The following is an 18,821-nucleotide window of genomic DNA, read 5'->3' as shown; positions in this document are numbered from 1 at the left end:
TTCTAGCTGCGAAAGTTGAGTCATAATATTGCTAATTAAAAGAATTTTTATATTTTGTCGAATCATCTCTAAACTTTGTCGAATAATATGTCGATAAATATCAAAAGATGTAGAAATAAATTTGACAGGGAAGAAATAGCACTTTACAATGCAAATATGAGCGTAATCATTACTACTATTTAGAAGCCTTGATAGCTTTTAACACAAATGATTATATAAAGTGCTTATTTCAAGGGAGGATGCATAATAATGAAAGCAACTGGTATTGTGAGAAAAGTTGATGAACTGGGACGTATTGTAATTCCGATTGAACTGCGCAGAACAATGGGAATCGACATAAAAGACCCGCTTGAAATCTTTGTTGACGGAGAAAAAATCATTCTTAGAAAATACGAGCCTACCTGCATCTTCTCCGGAAGCGCAGAGAACCTGATCAACTTCAGAGGCAAAATGGTCAGCAAGGATGTCCTTGACGAGCTGATCGCCAGCTTTGACCGGATCTAATCATTTATTTTTAAGTTGAGATTTCAGTTGGACAGGAGGACCGGAGTGCAGACACTTTAACAGTGAACGCTCCGGTCTTTTTAATGCCCGGGTCCCTGTTGCGTAGACAATGTGTGCTGCAATCCTATATCATTAAGGCGTGCAGAACAACATGAAGGGAAGGGTCGCTTTGATGACGAAGCTGAAGAAACCGGAAGCGATTGTTTTTGATATGGACGGAACGCTGTTCCAGACGGAAAGCCTGTTATTGCCTGCTTACCATAAAATGTTCGATATCCTTCGCGCGGAAGGGCTGTATGCGGGTCCCACGCCTCCGGAGGAGCGCATTCTGGGCAGTCTGGGTATGCTTCTTGCGCAGATCTGGAAGAATGTGATGCCGGAAGCGGATGAAGCGGTGCACCGCAGAGCGGATGAGCTGCTGCTGCAGCTGGAGATTGAAGGGCTGGAGGCAGGCGGAACCCTGCTCTATCCGGGGGTAGTGGAGACGCTGCGCGCGCTGCGTGAACGGGGAGTCAGATTGTTTGTCGCCAGCAACGGACTGGCCGATTACATACACAGCATTGTAGTTGTGCATGAGCTGAAGGATTTGTTCGAAGGGCTCTACAGCGCAGGCGGCCAGGGAACGGCGACGAAGACAGAGCTGCTGGGTCTGCTGCTGAAAGACAACGGGGTAAGCAGCGCCTGGATGGTCGCGACCGCTCTTCCGATGTGGAAGCAGGCAAAGGCAACGGGCAGACCGTGATCGGCTGCGGCTATGCCGGGTTCGGCCGCCAGGAGGAGCTGAAGGGCTCGGATGTTATTATTTCTTCGTTCGATGAACTGGTCGGACTGTACGATAGTGCTGATTAATTCACGGGACAGCTCCAGTACCAATAGATCAGCCTTCTTTCCGCAGTTAGCGGAGAGAGGGCTTTTTTTGACTGATGTGAAATAGAGTAAAGTTGTGTGAGAATTTAATTCAAAAAATAGGTTGATAACCTATCTAATTTATGATTTAATTCAATGTATCTCCGCAGAAACGGAATCCGTCCGGGTGTTCTTGGGTGCAAGACGGTAAGCCGTTTCTTCTTGCTGCTTGTGTAACTCTTTCTCCCGGAAGTGAATATAAATACTTGGCATGAGGTGACCCCCTTGATCAACTTGTCTGTTGTCGTACCCGTCTACAATGAAGAAGACCGGATTATAGAACTGTACCGGAGCATAACAGCTGCAGTTAAAGACAAGGCGGAAAGCTATGAAATCGTGATGGTTGATGATGGCAGCAGAGACCGGAGCGCTGCTATTCTCGATGAGCTGGCCGCAGGGGACAAGGCGGTTAAGGTGATCCATTTCGAGCGTCACTGCGGTGAGACGGCAGCGGTCTCGGCAGGACTGAAGCAGTCCGGCGGTGAGCTGATTGTGCTGATGGACGGCGGGCTGCAGGGCGAGCCGCGGGATATTGTCCGGCTGATGCCGTTTATCAACAAGGTGGATTTCGTAAACGGGCGGCGGACGGAAGCCAAGGCTTCCCAGCTAACCAGGATTCCTGCCCGGCTAGGCAACCGGCTCCGCAACTGGCTTACCGGAGAACAGATCCGCGATTCGGAATCCCCGCTCAAGCTGATGACGCGTGAGGTGGCGGACAGCTTTCATTTATACAACGGGATGCACCGCTATCTGCCGACACTGGCGCGGATGAACGGCTTCTCTGTCATTGAGGTCTCTGTTACCTATCGCAAACGAAAACGCAGCCGCTTCAAGCGTCCGCCCGGCAAACAGCTTGTTACCGGACTTTTGGATGTAGTGGTCATTTGTATGCTGAAACGCAGAGTTGTCCGTTACCGTATCAGATCCTCCCCAAATCTGAGGTAGACATATAAAGTGGATCATCGGGCTGGTGACGAATGCTGCTGTCAAAATTTGAAATAAAAATGATTTTTTTCTGAAAATCTAGGGGGAGTCAAAATGAATCAAAATTCTGCGATAAAACGCTTGTTCAGCAGACCAATCATACTATTCAGCATTGTGCTGCTGATTAAAAGTGCCGTAGCCTGGTTTGTCGTCTTCAGCGGGGGACCGAGCTGGAGCATGGCGTTTACAGAGATTCCTTTTTTTCTGATTGTGTTCAGTCTGATTGAATGGCTGGCCTCCAAACGGAAAATTCTTTATTACATGATTGCGAACCTGCTGATTACCATTATCTATTTTGCCGTGCTGATGTATTACAAGTATTACGGGGTAATTGCCACCTACCATGCGCTGCAGCAGGCGGATAAAGTGACCAAGGTCGGGGAAAGCACGTATTCGCTGATTACACCGTATTATCTGTTTATTTTTGTCGATATCGTCTTCTTCCTGTTCTTTATGTTCCGCCCTAAATATATTGCCAAGTGGAAGGAACGGGGGGCAATCCGGATGAGCCGGCCCGCGCTGCTGTTGCTGTCTGCGGTTTCTTTTGGCCTGTGTGTCTTTAACATCTGGCCTAACCATGCAAGCATGAACGAGATTAAAAAGGCGGAGAGCATGGGGATTCTGAACTACGAGCTGTACACGCTGTTTGCCGACACGACCGAGGATGAGGAGCTGATTGCCCCTCAGGACATCACGCAGCAGGCGGTGAATGAGGTAAAGGGGATCACGGAGCCGGGTGCGCCGCTCTATTTCGGGGCCGACAAAGGCCGGAATCTGATTGTGGTGCAGATGGAGTCGTTCCAGAATTTCCTGATCGGGCTGAGCATTGACGGGCAGGAAATTACACCTAACCTCAACAGGCTGGTACGCGAAAATACGTACTTCAACAACTTTTACACCAATGCGGGGCAGGGGACAACCTCGGATGCCGAGTTTGCGGTAAATACCTCTTTTTATGTGCCTAAGAACGAACCGGCAACCTCTTCCGACTATATGAGAAAAGCGGTACCGAGCCTGCCGAAGCTGCTTGGCGTCAACGGTTATGCTACAGCGACGTTCCATACGAACAGCGTGGAATTCTGGAACCGTACCGCCCTGTACAAAGCGATCGGTTTTGACAAGTATTATGATCAGGCCTTTTACGGGGATGACGATCACATTGCCTTCGGTTCTTCAGATGAGGTGCTGTTTGCGAAGACAGTACCCGAACTGGTCAAAATGGATGCCGGAGACCAGCCGTTCTATGCGATGGTGATCTCCATGAGTGCGCATCATCCTTACAGGATTCCTGAGGGGAAATACAAAATGGTGCTGCCTGACCGTTACAAGGGAACGCTGCTCGGTGATTATATCCAGGCCCAGAATTATGCCGATTATGCCATGGGGCAGTTTCTGGAGGAGCTGAAGGCAAGCGGCCTGTGGGATGACAGCCTTGTTGTCTTCTACGGGGATCACCAGGGGGTACCGATGTATACGCTGGACAGCGGGGAGAAGGAGCTGATTAACAGGCTGGTCGGTCATGACTACGGCTACACGGATATGTTCAACATTCCGTTCATTGTCCATTCGCCAAGCGGCGGCCTGCCTGCTGTCATGAGCGGAACGGGCGGCCAGGTCGATATTCTGCCGACAGTTGCTAATCTGCTGGGTGTTTCCGTAGCGGGGCAGCTGCATTTTGGCGAAGACTTGTTCAATCAGGCCAGTAATCTGCTGCCGGTGCGGCATTTCCTGCCGACGGGTTCCTTCATTAATAACCAGAGCATTTACGTTACTGGTGACGGCTATGCTGACGGAACCAACTACAGCCTGCTGGATAACTCCAGCCTGCCCGGCGGCTCGACGGAAGCACAGTTCACCGCAGTCCAGCGTCTGCTGAGGCTGTCGAACAGCTACCTGCTGCAGCTGCCGGACCGGGCGGATCAGACGGATCAGACGGAGTAATAACAGTGGCTAGTGTAACCGGACTAATAAGTTTAGAGTAGACTGAGCACCAAGTGTGGGTGAGGACCTGCGCTTGGTGTTTTTTTGTTTTTAGAGGAGGCGCCTTTGAATTGGCGCGAAACGGGCGGACGCCTAGTCCAAATTAGAGTAGTCCGGCTGTCCGTTCAGCTGCTCGAAGTAGGCGTGGACTTCGTCCAGCAGCTCGATGAGCTGAGCACTTTTATCCTCACCCAGATGCTCAATCATACCTTTGAACGTCTCACGGATTTTGGCAATAGCCTGGTCGGCGAGCTGCTCGCCCTGCTCCGTCAATTGGATCGCGCTGATCCTGCGGTCCTGGGAGTCGCTGGTACGCACGGCCAGTCCCTGGCTGAGCAGGCTGTTCACCATTTGTGTGATGGTGGGAGAGGTTACACGCAGCAGTTTGCTGACTTCCGAGACGGTAAGCGTATCCTTTCCGGTTCTTTTTTTGCCCATGCGAATCGTAATCAGTACCCTGATTTCACTCGGCTTTAGCCCGAACATTGTCGTCTTTTGCCAGTTAAGCCGGGAAAATTGCTGAAAAGCCCCCATAAGGCCGTCCACTTTGTTATACCTGTCTTCGTTCATTATTACACCCCGTAAGCATATTTACCTATAATTATAGCCCAAATTCAGTTCTTATCAAATTTTTCTCTGCCTGAGGATGTAATTAAACCTTACAAAAGACTAGAAAAATCTTGAGGCAATCTGTATATTAAGTTAAGAAACTTTACTAATTATAAGCTTCAGGGGAATGCGAGAGAGTATAAGGCAAATCATGAGAGTTGAGGGCGAACGATGAACATGTCATCTGCAGGAACGCCGAAAGCGATGCGCAATATGAATGAAATGCTGATTCTGAACCGGATTATTGCCGGCGGGCCGCAATCCAGGGCGGATCTCAGCCGTGAAACGGGACTGAGCAAGCCGACCATATCCTCGGCGGTGACCCAATTAATCGGACGCGGACTGGTCAGAGAAACAGGACGGGCGGAGAACGCCCAGGGCCGCAAGGCCACTCTGCTTGAATTTAACCGGAAATGCTATTATGCCATCGGCGCGGACCTGGGGGCGACCCGGATCAGGATGGCTCTGGCGGATATGGGCGGAGAGATTTGCCATTACAAGCTGCTGGTTATGCCGGCAGAGAATCTGTCTGAGCCGGATTTTCAGGACTTTCTAATACGGGGTCTTGAAGAGCTTCTTGCCGAAGCCGGACTGAACTGGGAGCACATCCAGGCAGCGGCCTTCGGAATTCCCGGCGTTGTTGATCCTGCCGACGGCAGGGTGTCCGAGCTTGTATTGCCGCTGCAGGGCCGCGAAGCTGCGCTGCAGCTGGCGAATCTGACACAGCTGTTACCGGTGCCCGTGGTCACCGAGAATGACGTCAATCTGGCCGCTTTGGCTGAATATACCCTGTCCGGAGCGGAAAAAAACCGTTCCCTGCTGTACTTCTCCATCGGAGAAGGAACAGGGGGCGGGCTGATTATCGGCGGGGAGATTTACCGCGGGCTGGGCGGCGGTGCCGGTGAATTAGCCAATGTGGTGCTTAGCGCGGGCAGGCTGGAGGATATTCTGTCCGCAGGCGGACTGAAGCAGCTAGCTTCCCGTATGGCCGCCGCACAGCAGAATGCAGAGGCAGATTCTTTGCTTGCAGAGCCGGGAGTATCTGCAGAGCAGATATTTAATGAAGCCCGAAGCGGCAATGTTCTCGCACAATCCATTCTGGATGCATACTGCCGCCTGCTGGCAGAAGCGCTTGGCAGTATTTGTGCAGTAATCGCTCCTGACCGGATAGTGCTGGGAGGCGGGATCGGCGGAAATGGCGATCAGCTGCTGCACAGGCTGGAAGCGGAGCTGGCGCAGCTGCAGCGCAAGCCGCAGCTGTCCGTATCCGGCCGCGGGGATAAGGATGTTGTACTCGGTGCGATAGAGATTGCCCTACAGGCTGCTTTTCGCCGTATTCGCGGACAGTAAGCCGGAATAAAAAACATAACATGCGGAGGAATTCATAATGAAGCTATTCAGCGCAGGAATCGATGTCGGCGGAACCAAAACCCTGCTCTGCCTGACAGACGAGCAGGGCAATATCCTGGAGGAGCATAAGCTGGAGACACAGCTGAGCCGTGATCCCGAAAAGTTCTTTAGCTGGTTATTCGATGAACTGAAGCAGAGCTGCCTCCGAAACGGCGATACACTATCATCGCTCAAGGGAGTAGGTATCGGCTTTCCGGGAGTAATGAATGAACGTACAGGGACACTTACCAGTGCTCCGGCGCTGAATTGGCCTGCTGTTGATATTCGTCCGCTTATTGCTGCCCGTTATCCGGGGGCTGTCGTGCTCGACAACGATGTCAATATGGCAGCACTGGGCGAGCATGCGGCCGGAGCGGCTGCCGGCTCCGGGCATTTCATCATGATTACGGTTGGAACCGGAGTCGGAAGCGCCCTGTTCCTGGACGGGCGGCTGTACCGGGGAGCCGGCTTCGCCGCCGGCGAGATCGGCTATCTCATTGTTAAGCCGGGCGAGTACACTGCGGCAGCTGATCCGGAGTACAGCGAGTTCGGCCCGTTTGAAATGGAGGCGTCCGGTACAGGGATCGGAGCAAAAGCAGCGGATTATCTGAACAGCAGCGGCCGCCCGTCTTTAATCCGCGAACTGGCGCAGGGCGGACCGGTCCGGGCCGAGCATGTATTTGCAGCCGCCCGGCGTGAGGATGAAGCGGCATTGCAGCTTTTGGATCAGGCATACGAGCATATGGCGGCAGTTATCAAGAATATAGTACTCACGCTCGATCTGGAGCTCGTCATTCTCGGCGGCGGAGTGGTGGAGAAGAATCCGGGATATATAGACGAAATCGTCAAGCGTGTCAGCCGCTATTCCCCGCATCAGCCGCCGGCAATCAGACAGGCGGTGCTCGGCAACCGCGCTGGGGCAATCGGAGCTGCCGCGGCTGTAAGAAGCAGGATCACTACAGGTAATTAAATAGAAACGAGGGTTAGATCATGAAACGTGAACTGGGCATAACAAGATTTTCGGTCAAGAGCAAGGAGTCCGAGGTGCTGCTGAAAATGCGCGGGCTCTACCTGTTCACGGGTCTGGCGGGGGGAAGCTTCAATCCGTACGTCACTTCTCTGCTGGTTCATCAAGGCATGAGCAGCCAGACAATCGGGGTTATGATGGCCTTCGGCACCCTGCTGGCGATTCTGTTCCAGCCCTTGTGGGGGATTCTGGTAGACCGCTATCAGCGGACAAGGCTGGTGCTCATGCTCACCTTGATTATTCCCGGAACCATCGTTTATTTTTATAATTTGAGATGGCTGATGGTTATTGTACTGGTATACAGCCTGTACACTATATTTCAGAGTACACAGACGCCGATTGCCGACTCCTATGCGGTAAGGGCAGCCCAGGCGGCAGGAACCTCCTTCGGTACCATCCGGCTGTTCGGCAGTGTCGGGACGGCGCTGGGCGGATATTTTGGCGGAATGTATCTCAATTGGCTGGGAGTAACCGAGCTCTGGATACCGTTTCTGATCTTTAACCTGCTCGCGCTTACGCTGGTAATCACTATTCCTACTAGTGTTGAGCGGAGAAGCACTAGTAGGACCTTCTCACAGGGAATCAGACAGCTGCTGGGCAACAAGGTGTTTCTGCTGTTTCTGGCCGGCTGCTTTCTGGTCAACCAGACCCTGACTGCGTTCAATTCCTTTTTTGTGCTGACCTTTCAGATGGCCGGGGGCAGCTTCTCGTGGTCGGGCATTGCGCTGCTGATTGCTTCCATTACCAGTGTCCCGGCGATGCTGGCAGCATCCAGGGTGCTGAATAAATACGGCTATGAAAAAACGCTGATGCTCGCTTCCGTTGCCTACATGCTCCGCTGGGCCATCCAATGGCTCATTCCGGTTCCCGGTGTTATGATAGGAGTCCAGGCGCTGCACGGTCTTTCCTTTGGCTTCTTCTATATCGCTGCAGTGGAATATGTGGCTTCTATAACAGGCAAGGAGCTGCAGGCCACTGGACAAAGCCTGTTCAATATGGTGTTTGTAGGCCTTGGCGGTATTGCCGGGAATCTGCTGAACGGCTATTTGCTGGAGACAGGCGGTCCCGGGCTGATGTACTTTGCCTGCACGGTCAGCGCTGCGGCCGGCGCTTTACTGCTATACAGGGTTAAGGCTGTCTCGCGTTAAAGTTAATCATTTCTAAAAAAGGGAGGGAAGAGCGATGAAACGCAGTTGGTACAGTCGGATGCTATTTTCATACTTCCCTGTCTTTCTTCTTGTCGTGTCAGTGCTTATTTTTCTGGCCTTTATGATCATTACAGAGCTCTCCCGCAGCGAGACGCAAAAAGCCAATTACATCTCAACCAGCTACATTGCAGATACCGTGGAACGGACATTAAGTGATGTCCAGCTCAGTGTGCTGGATGAGATCGAAAATAACTACTCCTACAACGATTTTTTTGATAAGTCCGGTGCAGCCTACCCTGGTGACAGCTCCTACGAAATTGTCCAGAGCATGAACCGTCTGGTTGAACGCATCAGCCTGATCGACTCGATCTATATTTACCGCAGCAAGGACAGGCAGGTTCTCAGCCAAAGCGGCTACGTGGACATGGATTTAACGCATGAGGCGGCATATATTGATCAGATTTCACAGCAGCAGGTGCAGACCGGTTGGAGTCCGGTGCGGATGTACCAGCCAAGAAATGTCAAGGCTGAATATCCGGTGGTCAGTCTGGCAAGAAGGCTTCCGATTCCCCTGGGCTCAGACGGTTACATCGTCATCAATATCAGCGTATACCGTCTGGAGCGTCTGGTGGACAGTTTAACGAACGGCGAGCTTTCTTTTGTCCGGATAAAAGATTCCGCAGGCACCCTGTTGTATGATTCATTGCAGACGTCAGGTGAGGACAATATCCGCAAGCTATCCACGATCCGGGCCGACAGCCTGGGCTGGACCTTTGAGAGCGGACTGCGGGCAGGCCGGCTGTTCGACTGGATTTCGGTCATATCCTATGTCTGGATTGTGATCGGACTCGTGACGATTACCCTGGGAGTGCTGTATATCATTTATATCACCCGCCGCAACTACCGGCCGATCCAGCAGCTGATGGTACGGATTCAGGCGCTGCAGCCCCAGGGCAATGAGCCTGCAGCCGCTAACCCGGATGAGCTGGCCCTGATGCATACCGCCCTTGACAGTCTGGTGCAGCTTACAACCGACTATGAGCGGGAACGTTATGAAAATCTGCTGATCCGGCGCAGACAGCTGTTTCTGGACATCATCAGCGGTGAACGCCTGAAGGATGTGCCTGAAAGACTAACAGCGCTTGATCCTTTCGAGGGTAAAAGGGAGTTTGACGGCTTTGTTGTATTTGCAGCAGAGCTGAATGCGGGAGATGAGTTAAAGATTCTTTCCCGGCAGGAGCAGAATCTGCTTAAATTCGCCCTGACGAGTGTAATCAGCGACCTGATGGCCGAGAAACAGCTTCAGGCATGGTCGGAATGGGTAAGCGGACAACGGCTTGCTGTGCTGATCGGCCTCCGGCACCGTCCTTCAGATGATAATTCTCAAGCGCTGCTTGAGCTGGCCAGGGGCTGCCACAGCTGGATTCTGGAGAATCTGCGCCTCTCCCTTACCTTTGGTGTCGGTCACACAGTTGACCGCCTGCAGGATATTCACCTGTCCTATACAGCTGCTGCCGGTGTACTCAGCCACAGGCTGGCGCTTGGAACAGAGATTGCTGCGGTTCATATGGACCGGCAGGAGGAGCCCGGGCTGCAGAGTTATAAGTATTTCGGGAATTTCACCCGGCTTGTCCGGGAATTCCGGCTATCCGGGGAGAATTGGCGGAGCAGGCTGGAGGAAATTTTTGCTTCCTTCCGTAAAGACCGCTTGAAGGATGAAGAGATTTACATGCTGCTGGAGGTCGTGCTGCAGGCACTGGAGCAGGAGCTTAAGGGCATCTCGGAATCACTGGACCGGCAGCTCGCGTTAACCGGCACCGGCGGTTTGCAGGAGCAGATCCGCAGGAGCACCGATCTCGAGGAGATCAAGGAGCTGTTAACGGGCTGGCTGAATGAAACCTACCATGTTTATGTTTCGGTGAATGAGCTCAAGAGCCACCGTGTCATGATCAAGGAGGTTAAGCATTACATAGAGGACAATTACGCCAATCCGGATCTCTCCTTAAACCATCTGAGCGAACGGTTCCAGATATCCGGCAAATATGCCAGCTATCTCTTTAAGGAAGAATTCAATATGAAATTTGTTGACTTCCTGGCAGAGCTGCGGGTAAGAAAGGCGAAGGAACTGCTGGACGGCACCCAAGACAGCATACAGGATATTGCTCTGCAGGTTGGTTATGCTAACGCTATTACCTTTGGCAGAGTCTTCAAGCGGGTTACCGGAATGACCCCCGGCGATCACCGGAAGCTGAATCATCAGCAGGCTGAATAGGAACACAATAAAGCGTAAATCCGGGAGTCATACGGCCGGCATTTACGCTTTTTTATCAGAAGTAGGTAGCATGCATATAACATGTATCGTTACCTATATGTTATATAAACTGAATTTTTTAATAGATTAACGTCTGAATTCCACTGGAAAACTGTATATATGTCATGAAAAAATGACGTAAAATTTGATTTTTTTCATGAAAAACCGCAAAGAAACATGTATATTGTGCAATTTTGAAAACGATGTGATAATTCATCCCATGATCAAGTCGAAAGCATAGCAGAGACAGAGACGACTGGATTAATACCAGAATTCGAAAGGGTAAGGTGAGGGAATATGGCAATCGGTCACAGCAAAGGAAAAGTGGCTCTTGGTCTATCGGCGGTTCTTGCTTCTTCAGTATTATTATCTGCGTGTTCGCAGAATAACAGTACCAGTGCAAGTGACGGCGGATCAGAACAGGCCGGAAGCTTAAAAATCGAAGTATTTGACCGCGGCAACGCACCGGCAGGACTTACGGCATCGGATAACTTTTTGACCGACTATGTTAAAGAAAGCTTTGGCCAGCCGAACAACATCGATGTTGAATTTGTCCCTATTCCCCGCTCGGAGGAAGTAACCAAGCTTAACGTATTAATGGCAAGCGGTACAGATGTCCCTGATATTGTGTTCACCTACGATTCCGGTACCTTCAATAAATATGCCGAGCAAGGCGGCTTAACGGATCTGACTCCGCTGCTGGATGAATACGGGCCGAACCTGAAAGCCTTCCTTGGTGAAGATACACTGAAATACGGCCAATATGAAGGCGTGCAATACAGCATACCGGCCAAACGCTCTACCGTTGGGAAATACGCCTCCTTTGTACGCCAGGATTGGCTGGATAAACTGGGGCTGCCGGTTCCAACGACAACTGAGGAGCTTTATAACACCCTGGTAGCTTTCAAAGAACAGGATCCGGGTGAAACCGGAGGTAAGGTTATTCCGCTCGGCATGACGATTGCCCCGGGCCAATATGAATCACTGATCTGGTCCTTCATCCAGCCGGTGACCGAGCAGGAGCGCTTCGAGCTGACCCAGACACTGAGCTCCAGAGATTATCCGATTCTGCTGCCGGGCTTCAAGGATGCAATCCAATATATGAACAAGCTGTATAACGAAGGGCTGATCAGCAAGGATTTTGCCCTCGATGAAAATAAGGAAACGCTGACGCAGAATATCGGTTCAGGCCTGGTAGGTGCTTTCAGTGAAGATAATGATAATATTTTTTACCCTGACGGCGCTTATGATGTGCTGCTGCAGAACCATCCGGATGCTGTCTTGACTGCAATCGATCCTTATACGAACAGTGAAGGCAAGCACGCCAAGCCGGTGGCTGCCCCGAACGGAATGTATATTATGGTTCCCAAATCCAGTGAACATGCGGTTGAAGCGATCAAATATCTCGACTGGATGGCCTCTGAGGACCATCTGATGTACATTCAGAACGGAATTGAAGGCGAGCATTACACCCTGGAAGACGGCGTGCCGGTTACTATTTCCGACATGTCTGCGGAATCCTCCAATAAGCTGATGGGCGGCGGGGATATCGGGATTATCGCTAACGGCCGGATTTTTGAGAGCCAGGAGAAGAACAATGAGGCTTTTATAAAGAGCTTCAAGGCACAATATCAGGACACGATCGCCAAATCACTGGAAATTTCGAACACCGATGCCATTGAGCCTGTGTATACCAGCCGTCCAATTGAAGCTGAAAGTAAATACGGCACCACGCTTAGCGAAAAAGTGAAGCAGCTGATTGTAAAATCGGCCATGGTGGCTCCTGCGGAATTTGATGCAACCTATGAAAGTATGCTGAAGGACTATATGGGAAGCGGCGGACAGGCGATTCTGGATGAACGCAAAGCTGCCTACAGCGAGCAGCAAAAGTAACAGATCTGATGGAGCGGTGCGGCTTGGGGCCGTGCTGCTCCCCTTACCATCCGAGGCACAGCAAAGGAGGAGCCGCCCATGGGGTACGCCCGATATTTCCGCAGAAACTGGCAGATGTACGCATTGCTGGTGCTGCCCATAACCTTTTTCATTATTTTTAAATATGGACCTATGTACGGTGTACAGATTGCTTTTAAGGATTTCAACTTTTTCAGGGGAATCGGCGGCAGTGAATGGATCGGACTGGACGGATTCCGCGAGGTTTTTGCCAATCATGATTTCTATTTAACCCTGCGCAATACGCTGATGCTGAACTTTCTCGATCTAATCGTATCTTTTCCGGCACCGTTAATTCTGGCGATCATGCTGTTCGAGCTTAAAGTGGCCTGGTTCAAAAAGCTGTCGCAGACCATTCTTTACATTCCGCATTTTATTTCCTGGGTAATCATCGGGGGAATCGTCTATCAATTGTTCGGCACACAGTCCGGTATGATCAACAATCTGCTGATGAGTCTTGGCTTCGATGCTGTTCCATTCCTATCTGATAAAAATTACTGGCTGATCACCTACCTGCTGACCGGGGTCTGGCAGAGTGCGGGCTGGGGGACGATTCTCTATCTGGCGGCGCTAACCGGCATCAATAAGGAATTGTTCGAAGCGGCTGAAGTGGACGGTGCCGGAAGGCTGAAGCGCATTCTCCACATTACCATTCCGGGGATTAAACCGACCATTGTTACGCTGCTCATCATCAACCTGGGGAATATGATTTCGATCGGCTTTGAACGTCCGTTTGTCATCGGCAACCTGGCTGTAAGAGAATACTCGGATGTGCTGAGCACCTTCGTATACCGGATCGGTCTGGAATCGGGACAGTATACGCTGGCTACAGTGGTCGGGCTGTTCCAGGCAGTGGTCGGACTGATCTTCCTGCTGGCGGCCAACTATATCTCCAAGAAGCTTACAGACGAGAGCATCCTATAACAACCTTTTGACAGGGAGTGTACATTATGAGTGAAAGAGCAGTTAACATAATGGGCGAAAGAGCGACTAACATAAGGAACAAAAGAGCGACTAACAATGTATTTGATGCGGTTATTATCGTCTGTCTGACTCTATCGGTGCTGGCATGTCTGATTCCGTTTATTCATATTCTGGCTGTATCCTTCAGCGGAACCGTGCCGATCGCATCGGGTAAAGTCACTTTGTTGCCCTTGGATTTCAATGTTGAGGCTTATAAAAAGGTGTTCAGTGATGCTGCAATGATCCGCTCGCTGGGCTTCACTGTATTTCTGACCGTGCTCTTTACGGTCCTCTGCATGATGATGACGGTTGCGGCCGGCTATGCGCTGTCCAAGAAGGACCTGAAGGGCCGTAAAATCTTTATGTTCATCATTGTTGTAACGATGTTCTTCAGCGGCGGTATTATTCCCGAATACATTCTTACGCGTGAATTGCACCTGCTTAATACGATCTGGGCACTTATTCTTCCGGGCTGATCAGCCCGTTCTATATGATCATTCTGATCTCTTTTCTCGCCGGTATTCCGGATGCACTGAAGGAGTCCGCAGAGATTGACGGCAGCAGCCAGTTCGGCACACTGCTCCGGATTATTTTGCCGCTGTCCATGCCGGTACTTGCCACCTTAAGCCTGTTCTATGCGGTCGGCCGGTGGAACGGATTCCAGGATACACTAATGTATATCACCAAGCCGGAGCTGTATCCGCTGCAGCTTAAGCTGTACCAGATGATCCAGAACAGCCAGGTGTCGGATCTGATGCGGATGGAAGGCAACGCTATCAGTACAGTAGTGCCGGAAAGCCTTAAGGCGGCGACAGTAATGTTCGCAACGGTGCCGATCCTGCTGGTGTATCCTTGGCTGCAAAAATATTTTGTGTCCGGTGTAATGACCGGGGCTGTTAAGGGATAAGGCGATGTAAGAGGGGCTTAAGGTGAGGGGAACTTCTGTTAACAATGAATATGAGGAGGTGTACCGGAGTGGAATTCACATCAAAAGAGCAATACTCCTTCTCGACCTGCTGGAATATCAGAAGGCATGAATCCGGTGACCGGATGATTGAGGAAATCCGTTCGCTGGGCTTCTCCCGAGTTGAACTGAACTACAATGTAACCCGTGAAATGCTGCAGACGATTGAGCCGCTGATTGAACGCGGGGAGATCGGCATTTCCAGTGTGCACAATACCTTCCCGCATGTATCCGATCCCGACTACGGTACGGATTCAGTCTTGCTTGGTTTTGAGGACGAGAAGCGGCGGAGCAGGGCGGTAGAGCTGCTGCTGCAATCAGCGGAATACGCTCACCGTTATGGGGCGGAGGCCGTTGTGGTACATCCCGGCGAGGTGCCTTTTGACCGGGATATTGACCATCAGCTTAAAGAGATTTACAACACACAAGGCCGGGAGTCCGCCGCGTATCAGCGGCTTTGGGCTGAAATGATTGAGCGCCGGGAAGCCTTGAGCGACGGCTATATTCAGCGTATTATAAACAGCCTCGATGACGTGTGCGAGCAATCGGCGAGACGCGGGTACAAAATAAAATTCGGGATTGAGACCCGTTCGCGCTGCAATCAGATGCCGACACTGGAGGAGGCCAGGACCATTATCTCTAGCATGAAGGGAGCGCCGGTCGGCCTGTGGTATGACATCGGCCACGGCATGATGATGGGACGGATGGGGCTTTATGACAATGTGAACGAAGCGAATGCAATGATAGAAGATATTGTAGGCGTCCATATACATGAAACGATTGGACTGTCGGATCACTGGTGTCCATATGTGCACAGCGGGGATGCGGAAGGCTTCGATTCCTTCCTCGATATTATCGCCCAGGCTCCGGTCAAGGTGTATGAACTGAAAGCGGCCTGCACCCCGGCGGATATTGAACAGAGTCATCAGATGCTTGTTTCAAAGATAGCCCGGCGCACCGGGGGACGGCTTGCGCGGACAGTTGGAGGGGAATGACAAATGTTCAAAAAGATAACGGCTATAAATGACAAGTGGACACAGGAGTCGCTGACAATGCAAATAGCTGACCGGGATAACCGCTACTTCGGAGGCGTGCGTGATCCGCTAAGCGGTGTAGCCTGGCCGAATCATACCGGCACCGCCCAGTACATTGCGGCCTGGGCTGCCGCACTCTGCAATCCGCAGTCTCAGTATTACCGGGATCCGGCCCTGCTTCAGCAGCTGCACCAGGCGATGGATTTCATGCTGCGGTTCCAGCATGAGGACGGCACGATATCTCCGGGCTGGACCAACTACCATTCACCGCCGGACACGGCCTTTGTGGTAGTGGGGTTAGCTAATATCTATACACTGCTGGAACAGCAGGCCTGGGAGCCTGCCGGCACAGTACAGAACATGCTTAACATGTTTCTGCGGCAGACCTTTCCGGCGATGCTGACCGGCGGAGTACATACACCCAATCACCGCTGGGTGCTGACCGCTGCACTCGGTTCCCTGTACCGGATTTTCGGACAGGAAGAGTTGAAGCAGAGAGCGGAGGAATGGCTGCAGGAGGGGATGGACATCACCCCGGACGGAGAGTGGACGGAGCGGAGCAACGGGATCTACAACACGGTCAGTGACATCATGCTCTATTATGCCGCCCAGGATTTGAACCGGCCTGAGCTGCTTGAGCCCGTCCGCTGGAATTTGCGGATGATGAAATATCTTGTCCACCCCGACGGGGAAGTAGTGACTGATTACTCGGGACGCCAGGATTTCGGCAGTGTCTTCTCGCTGGCAGACTACTATCTGTGTTATAAGCTGATGGCTGAACTTGACGGGGATGCCGAGTTTGCTGCACTGGCCGAGCTGGCGGGCCGCGCTGTTACTCACCCCGGTTCGCTGCCGAATCAGATCATGCTTGGCTTCCTGCTGTACCCGCAGCTGCACTCACCTGCGGTGCAACCGGGAGAGCTGCCTGACCGGTACCGCAAGGTAATTAACGGTGCATTTAACCGCCGGGAACTATTGGACCGGATGGGACATGCCGGCTACGGCGGCCCTGTCCGCCATAGCAAGCAGCATACCGAGTTCGGGGCTCCGGTAGCCCGGGTCCGCAGCGGCTCCACAAGTGTGAGCGTGATGACCGAGGCTTCTTCCCTGTTCTCCCTGCGTCACGGCAAGGCGCGGCTGCTCGGGGTTCAGCTGGCTTCCAGCTTTGAGCCGGGGCTGATCACAATGGATTCTCTGGTGGAGACCGAGGCAGGCTTCCAGTTGGAGTCCACCGGGGAGAAGGGCTATTACGGCACGATTCCCGCAGACAAGCTGCCGCCGCTTTCAGGGCTGCCCACCAGTCCGTGGTATCTGCTGCCGCACGGCGAAAGGCCGCTTACCCATTCCCAGGTAAATAAAGTCTCCGTTAAGGTGAGCGAGCATAGCGGAGGCTGGGATCTGCATTTCACATCGCCGTCACTGGCGGATGTGCTGACCCAGATCGTACTGCTCTTCGGCAGTGAAGGCACCTTGGAGGGAGAGGCGCTGACGCCGGTTCCGGGAATGAAGGAGGCCTCCTTCTGGAAATCCGGCAAGCTGCGCTACAGCGCCGGCGGAGACTGGATGGAGCTTGAGCATGGCAGCCACGAGCATCATTTGGCCGAAATCCGCGGCATGAGCTACCCGGACGGCTGCCAGAAGGTCATTGTAACGCTTATTACGCCGCTGGATTATATGCTGCGCATTAGCCTGTCTTAGCTGCGCAGAAACTGGGCAGCCGTGATCATACGTGCTGCTGCTGATAGGCAAGCTTGCAAACTGATAAAAAAAGTACCGGCAAACCAACGAACCTGAGCACATACATCCCTTTGCGGATCTGCAGCTCAGGTTTTTTGTACAGACACTAACGAGTTATTAAGATGTAACTAAATGAATCGAAGAACCGATAAATAGATATAGAGGGAATATTTGAGAAATCATGATTGCAATTATTCATGAGTTGAGGGAGTACAACTAATGATTATGAGTCTACTGTTTATCGTTCTAAGTGCTGCGATGGGAGTTGGCGTATGGCATTTAGTTACTGGGATAGCTTTTTCTACCGGTACAGGTGATTTATTCACAGTCACCCGGTACGATGCCTTATTTTTTTATATAGCGCTGTTATTATTATGTATTGTTGTATGTATTATGTTTGCACGGCATTTGATAGAAGAGAGGCTGGGGCTATTGCTACTTATATGTGCGGGAACGGCTTTGCTTTCCTTTTTCCTTACACCCTGGCTTCCGATCTGAGGCAAAGGAGATTAACGATAAAAAAGGGAAGAGCGGACTGCTTTAGACGGGGATGGCGGTGTTCTGCGAATTTTTTATAAGATCAAGGAGTGGGTAAAATGCCTAAAATGATGATAGCAGTTGCAATGTTTGTATGGGTACTGTCAGGATGTGGCCTGAACTCAGGATCAAATACTACCGGTAATCCAACAGCCAACGATGTCTTAAACGCGAATCCCGCTGCCAACATTTTCATGTACCAGGATATCATTTATAGCGCAGGTATCGACTGGGTCGACGAATTAACGCTTACCAAAGATAAAGAAATAACGGTGGTTATTGAGCAGCAAAAAGGACGGTGAGGAATTCAGGAATGGAACCGCAAATAAGCTGGAAGCAGGGACTAAGTTTTTCAGTGCAAAAGAGCGCAAAGACATATTGATTGCCGAAACTGAAGAGGGGGAAATTAGGTTCTACAGCTTAATAGAAGGATGATGCTGGGGAGCTGGTTATTGCTCTGGCAGATATAGATATTGAAGCTTAGCTTAAGGGTAAGCATCTTGAAATGAGTAATAAGGGGGCGCTAATCTGGTATTTCTCGTGAGCGTTTTATTTGTATTATTTAGTATTGCTGCGGGGCCTGCAGTGTGGTGGTCAGTGTTTGAACTTTTATTGCAAATGAGCAGCGGTGCCGGTGAGGAAGAGGACGAATTTATATTTTTTACTATACAGCCCCAGTATAATAATCCGGTAGTTCCAATAAGCGTGTTATCCGTTATTGTGCTTTGTTACGTGCTTTTCATAGTGTTTTCTATTAAACATAAAATGTCGGGGCTAA

The 18,821-nt window shown here is 51.3% G+C and carries 13 protein-coding genes and 2 pseudogenes; 14 read left to right on the top strand and 1 reads right to left on the bottom strand.

From position 1 onward, the window contains the following. Window positions 1-246 precede the first annotated feature (246 nt). From AWJ19_RS29330 to AWJ19_RS29315, 4 genes and pseudogenes are all read left to right on the top strand, one after another. Window positions 247-504 (top strand): AbrB/MazE/SpoVT family DNA-binding domain-containing protein, encoded by a 258-nt coding sequence (locus AWJ19_RS29330; RefSeq protein ID WP_068728741.1) that lies wholly within the window; start codon window positions 247-249, stop codon window positions 502-504. Between the two features lie 151 nt (window positions 505-655). Then, window positions 656-1,353, top strand: a pseudogene (locus AWJ19_RS29325) (HAD family hydrolase). 282 nt (window positions 1,354-1,635) lie between these two features. Further along, entirely contained in the window at window positions 1,636-2,355 is a 720-nt protein-coding gene (locus AWJ19_RS29320) for a glycosyltransferase family 2 protein (protein WP_068728739.1), read from the top strand. A gap of 93 nt (window positions 2,356-2,448) precedes the next feature. After that, window positions 2,449-4,335, top strand: a complete 1,887-nt coding sequence (locus AWJ19_RS29315) for an LTA synthase family protein (protein ID WP_068728737.1) — start codon at window positions 2,449-2,451, stop codon at window positions 4,333-4,335. Between the two features lie 132 nt (window positions 4,336-4,467). Here the strand turns inward: AWJ19_RS29315 and AWJ19_RS29310 are convergent, their stop codons facing one another. Continuing rightward, the gene (locus AWJ19_RS29310) at window positions 4,468-4,944 is read right to left on the bottom strand and encodes a MarR family transcriptional regulator (protein WP_068728735.1); all 477 of its coding nucleotides are present in this window, start codon (window positions 4,942-4,944) and stop codon (window positions 4,468-4,470) included. 210 nt (window positions 4,945-5,154) lie between these two features. On the opposite strand from AWJ19_RS29310, the gene AWJ19_RS29305 reads away from it, so the two are divergent. The 10 genes and pseudogenes from AWJ19_RS29305 (at window position 5,155) to AWJ19_RS34415 (ending at window position 18,345) form a co-directional block, all read left to right on the top strand. After that, window positions 5,155-6,333 carry an ROK family transcriptional regulator gene (locus AWJ19_RS29305; protein WP_068728733.1) on the top strand — a complete coding sequence of 393 codons (1,179 nt, stop codon included), beginning with the start codon at window positions 5,155-5,157 and terminating at the stop codon, window positions 6,331-6,333. A 37-nt stretch (window positions 6,334-6,370) separates the two neighbouring features. Beyond that, window positions 6,371-7,342: an ROK family protein gene (locus AWJ19_RS29300; RefSeq protein ID WP_068728730.1), complete on the top strand. Its 972-nt coding sequence runs from the start codon at window positions 6,371-6,373 to the stop codon at window positions 7,340-7,342. Between the two features lie 20 nt (window positions 7,343-7,362). Continuing rightward, entirely contained in the window at window positions 7,363-8,547 is a 1,185-nt protein-coding gene (locus AWJ19_RS29295; RefSeq protein ID WP_068728728.1) for an MFS transporter, read from the top strand. Window positions 8,548-8,581: 34 nt separating this feature from the next. After that, window positions 8,582-10,819 carry a helix-turn-helix domain-containing protein gene (locus tag AWJ19_RS29290; RefSeq protein WP_068728723.1) on the top strand — a complete coding sequence of 746 codons (2,238 nt, stop codon included), beginning with the start codon at window positions 8,582-8,584 and terminating at the stop codon, window positions 10,817-10,819. A gap of 336 nt (window positions 10,820-11,155) precedes the next feature. Continuing rightward, complete coding sequence (locus AWJ19_RS29285; protein ID WP_068728721.1) at window positions 11,156-12,751, top strand: extracellular solute-binding protein; 1,596 nt, start codon at window positions 11,156-11,158, stop codon at window positions 12,749-12,751. 78 nt (window positions 12,752-12,829) lie between these two features. Then, window positions 12,830-13,732, top strand: a complete 903-nt coding sequence (locus tag AWJ19_RS29280) for an ABC transporter permease subunit (protein ID WP_068728720.1) — start codon at window positions 12,830-12,832, stop codon at window positions 13,730-13,732. Between the two features lie 50 nt (window positions 13,733-13,782). Beyond that, window positions 13,783-14,678, top strand: a pseudogene (locus AWJ19_RS29275) (carbohydrate ABC transporter permease). A 68-nt stretch (window positions 14,679-14,746) separates the two neighbouring features. Further along, window positions 14,747-15,730, top strand: coding sequence for a TIM barrel protein (locus AWJ19_RS29270; protein WP_241781933.1), 984 nt, complete (start codon window positions 14,747-14,749; stop codon window positions 15,728-15,730). Between the two features lie 3 nt (window positions 15,731-15,733). Further along, the gene (locus tag AWJ19_RS29265) at window positions 15,734-17,467 is read left to right on the top strand and encodes a hypothetical protein (RefSeq protein WP_068728719.1); all 1,734 of its coding nucleotides are present in this window, start codon (window positions 15,734-15,736) and stop codon (window positions 17,465-17,467) included. A 635-nt stretch (window positions 17,468-18,102) separates the two neighbouring features. Continuing rightward, a complete protein-coding gene (locus AWJ19_RS34415; RefSeq protein ID WP_082708194.1) occupies window positions 18,103-18,345 on the top strand; it encodes a hypothetical protein in 243 nt (80 codons plus the stop codon). The last annotated feature ends 476 nt before the right edge of the window (window positions 18,346-18,821 follow it).

Origin of the sequence: Paenibacillus sp. DMB5, assembly GCF_001517085.1 — a bacterium.
Taxonomy (GTDB): Bacteria; Bacillota; Bacilli; order Paenibacillales; family Paenibacillaceae; genus Paenibacillus_AQ.
The sequence above is the reverse complement of the archived record's forward strand: the minus strand, read 5'-3'. Positions and strand labels throughout refer to the sequence as shown.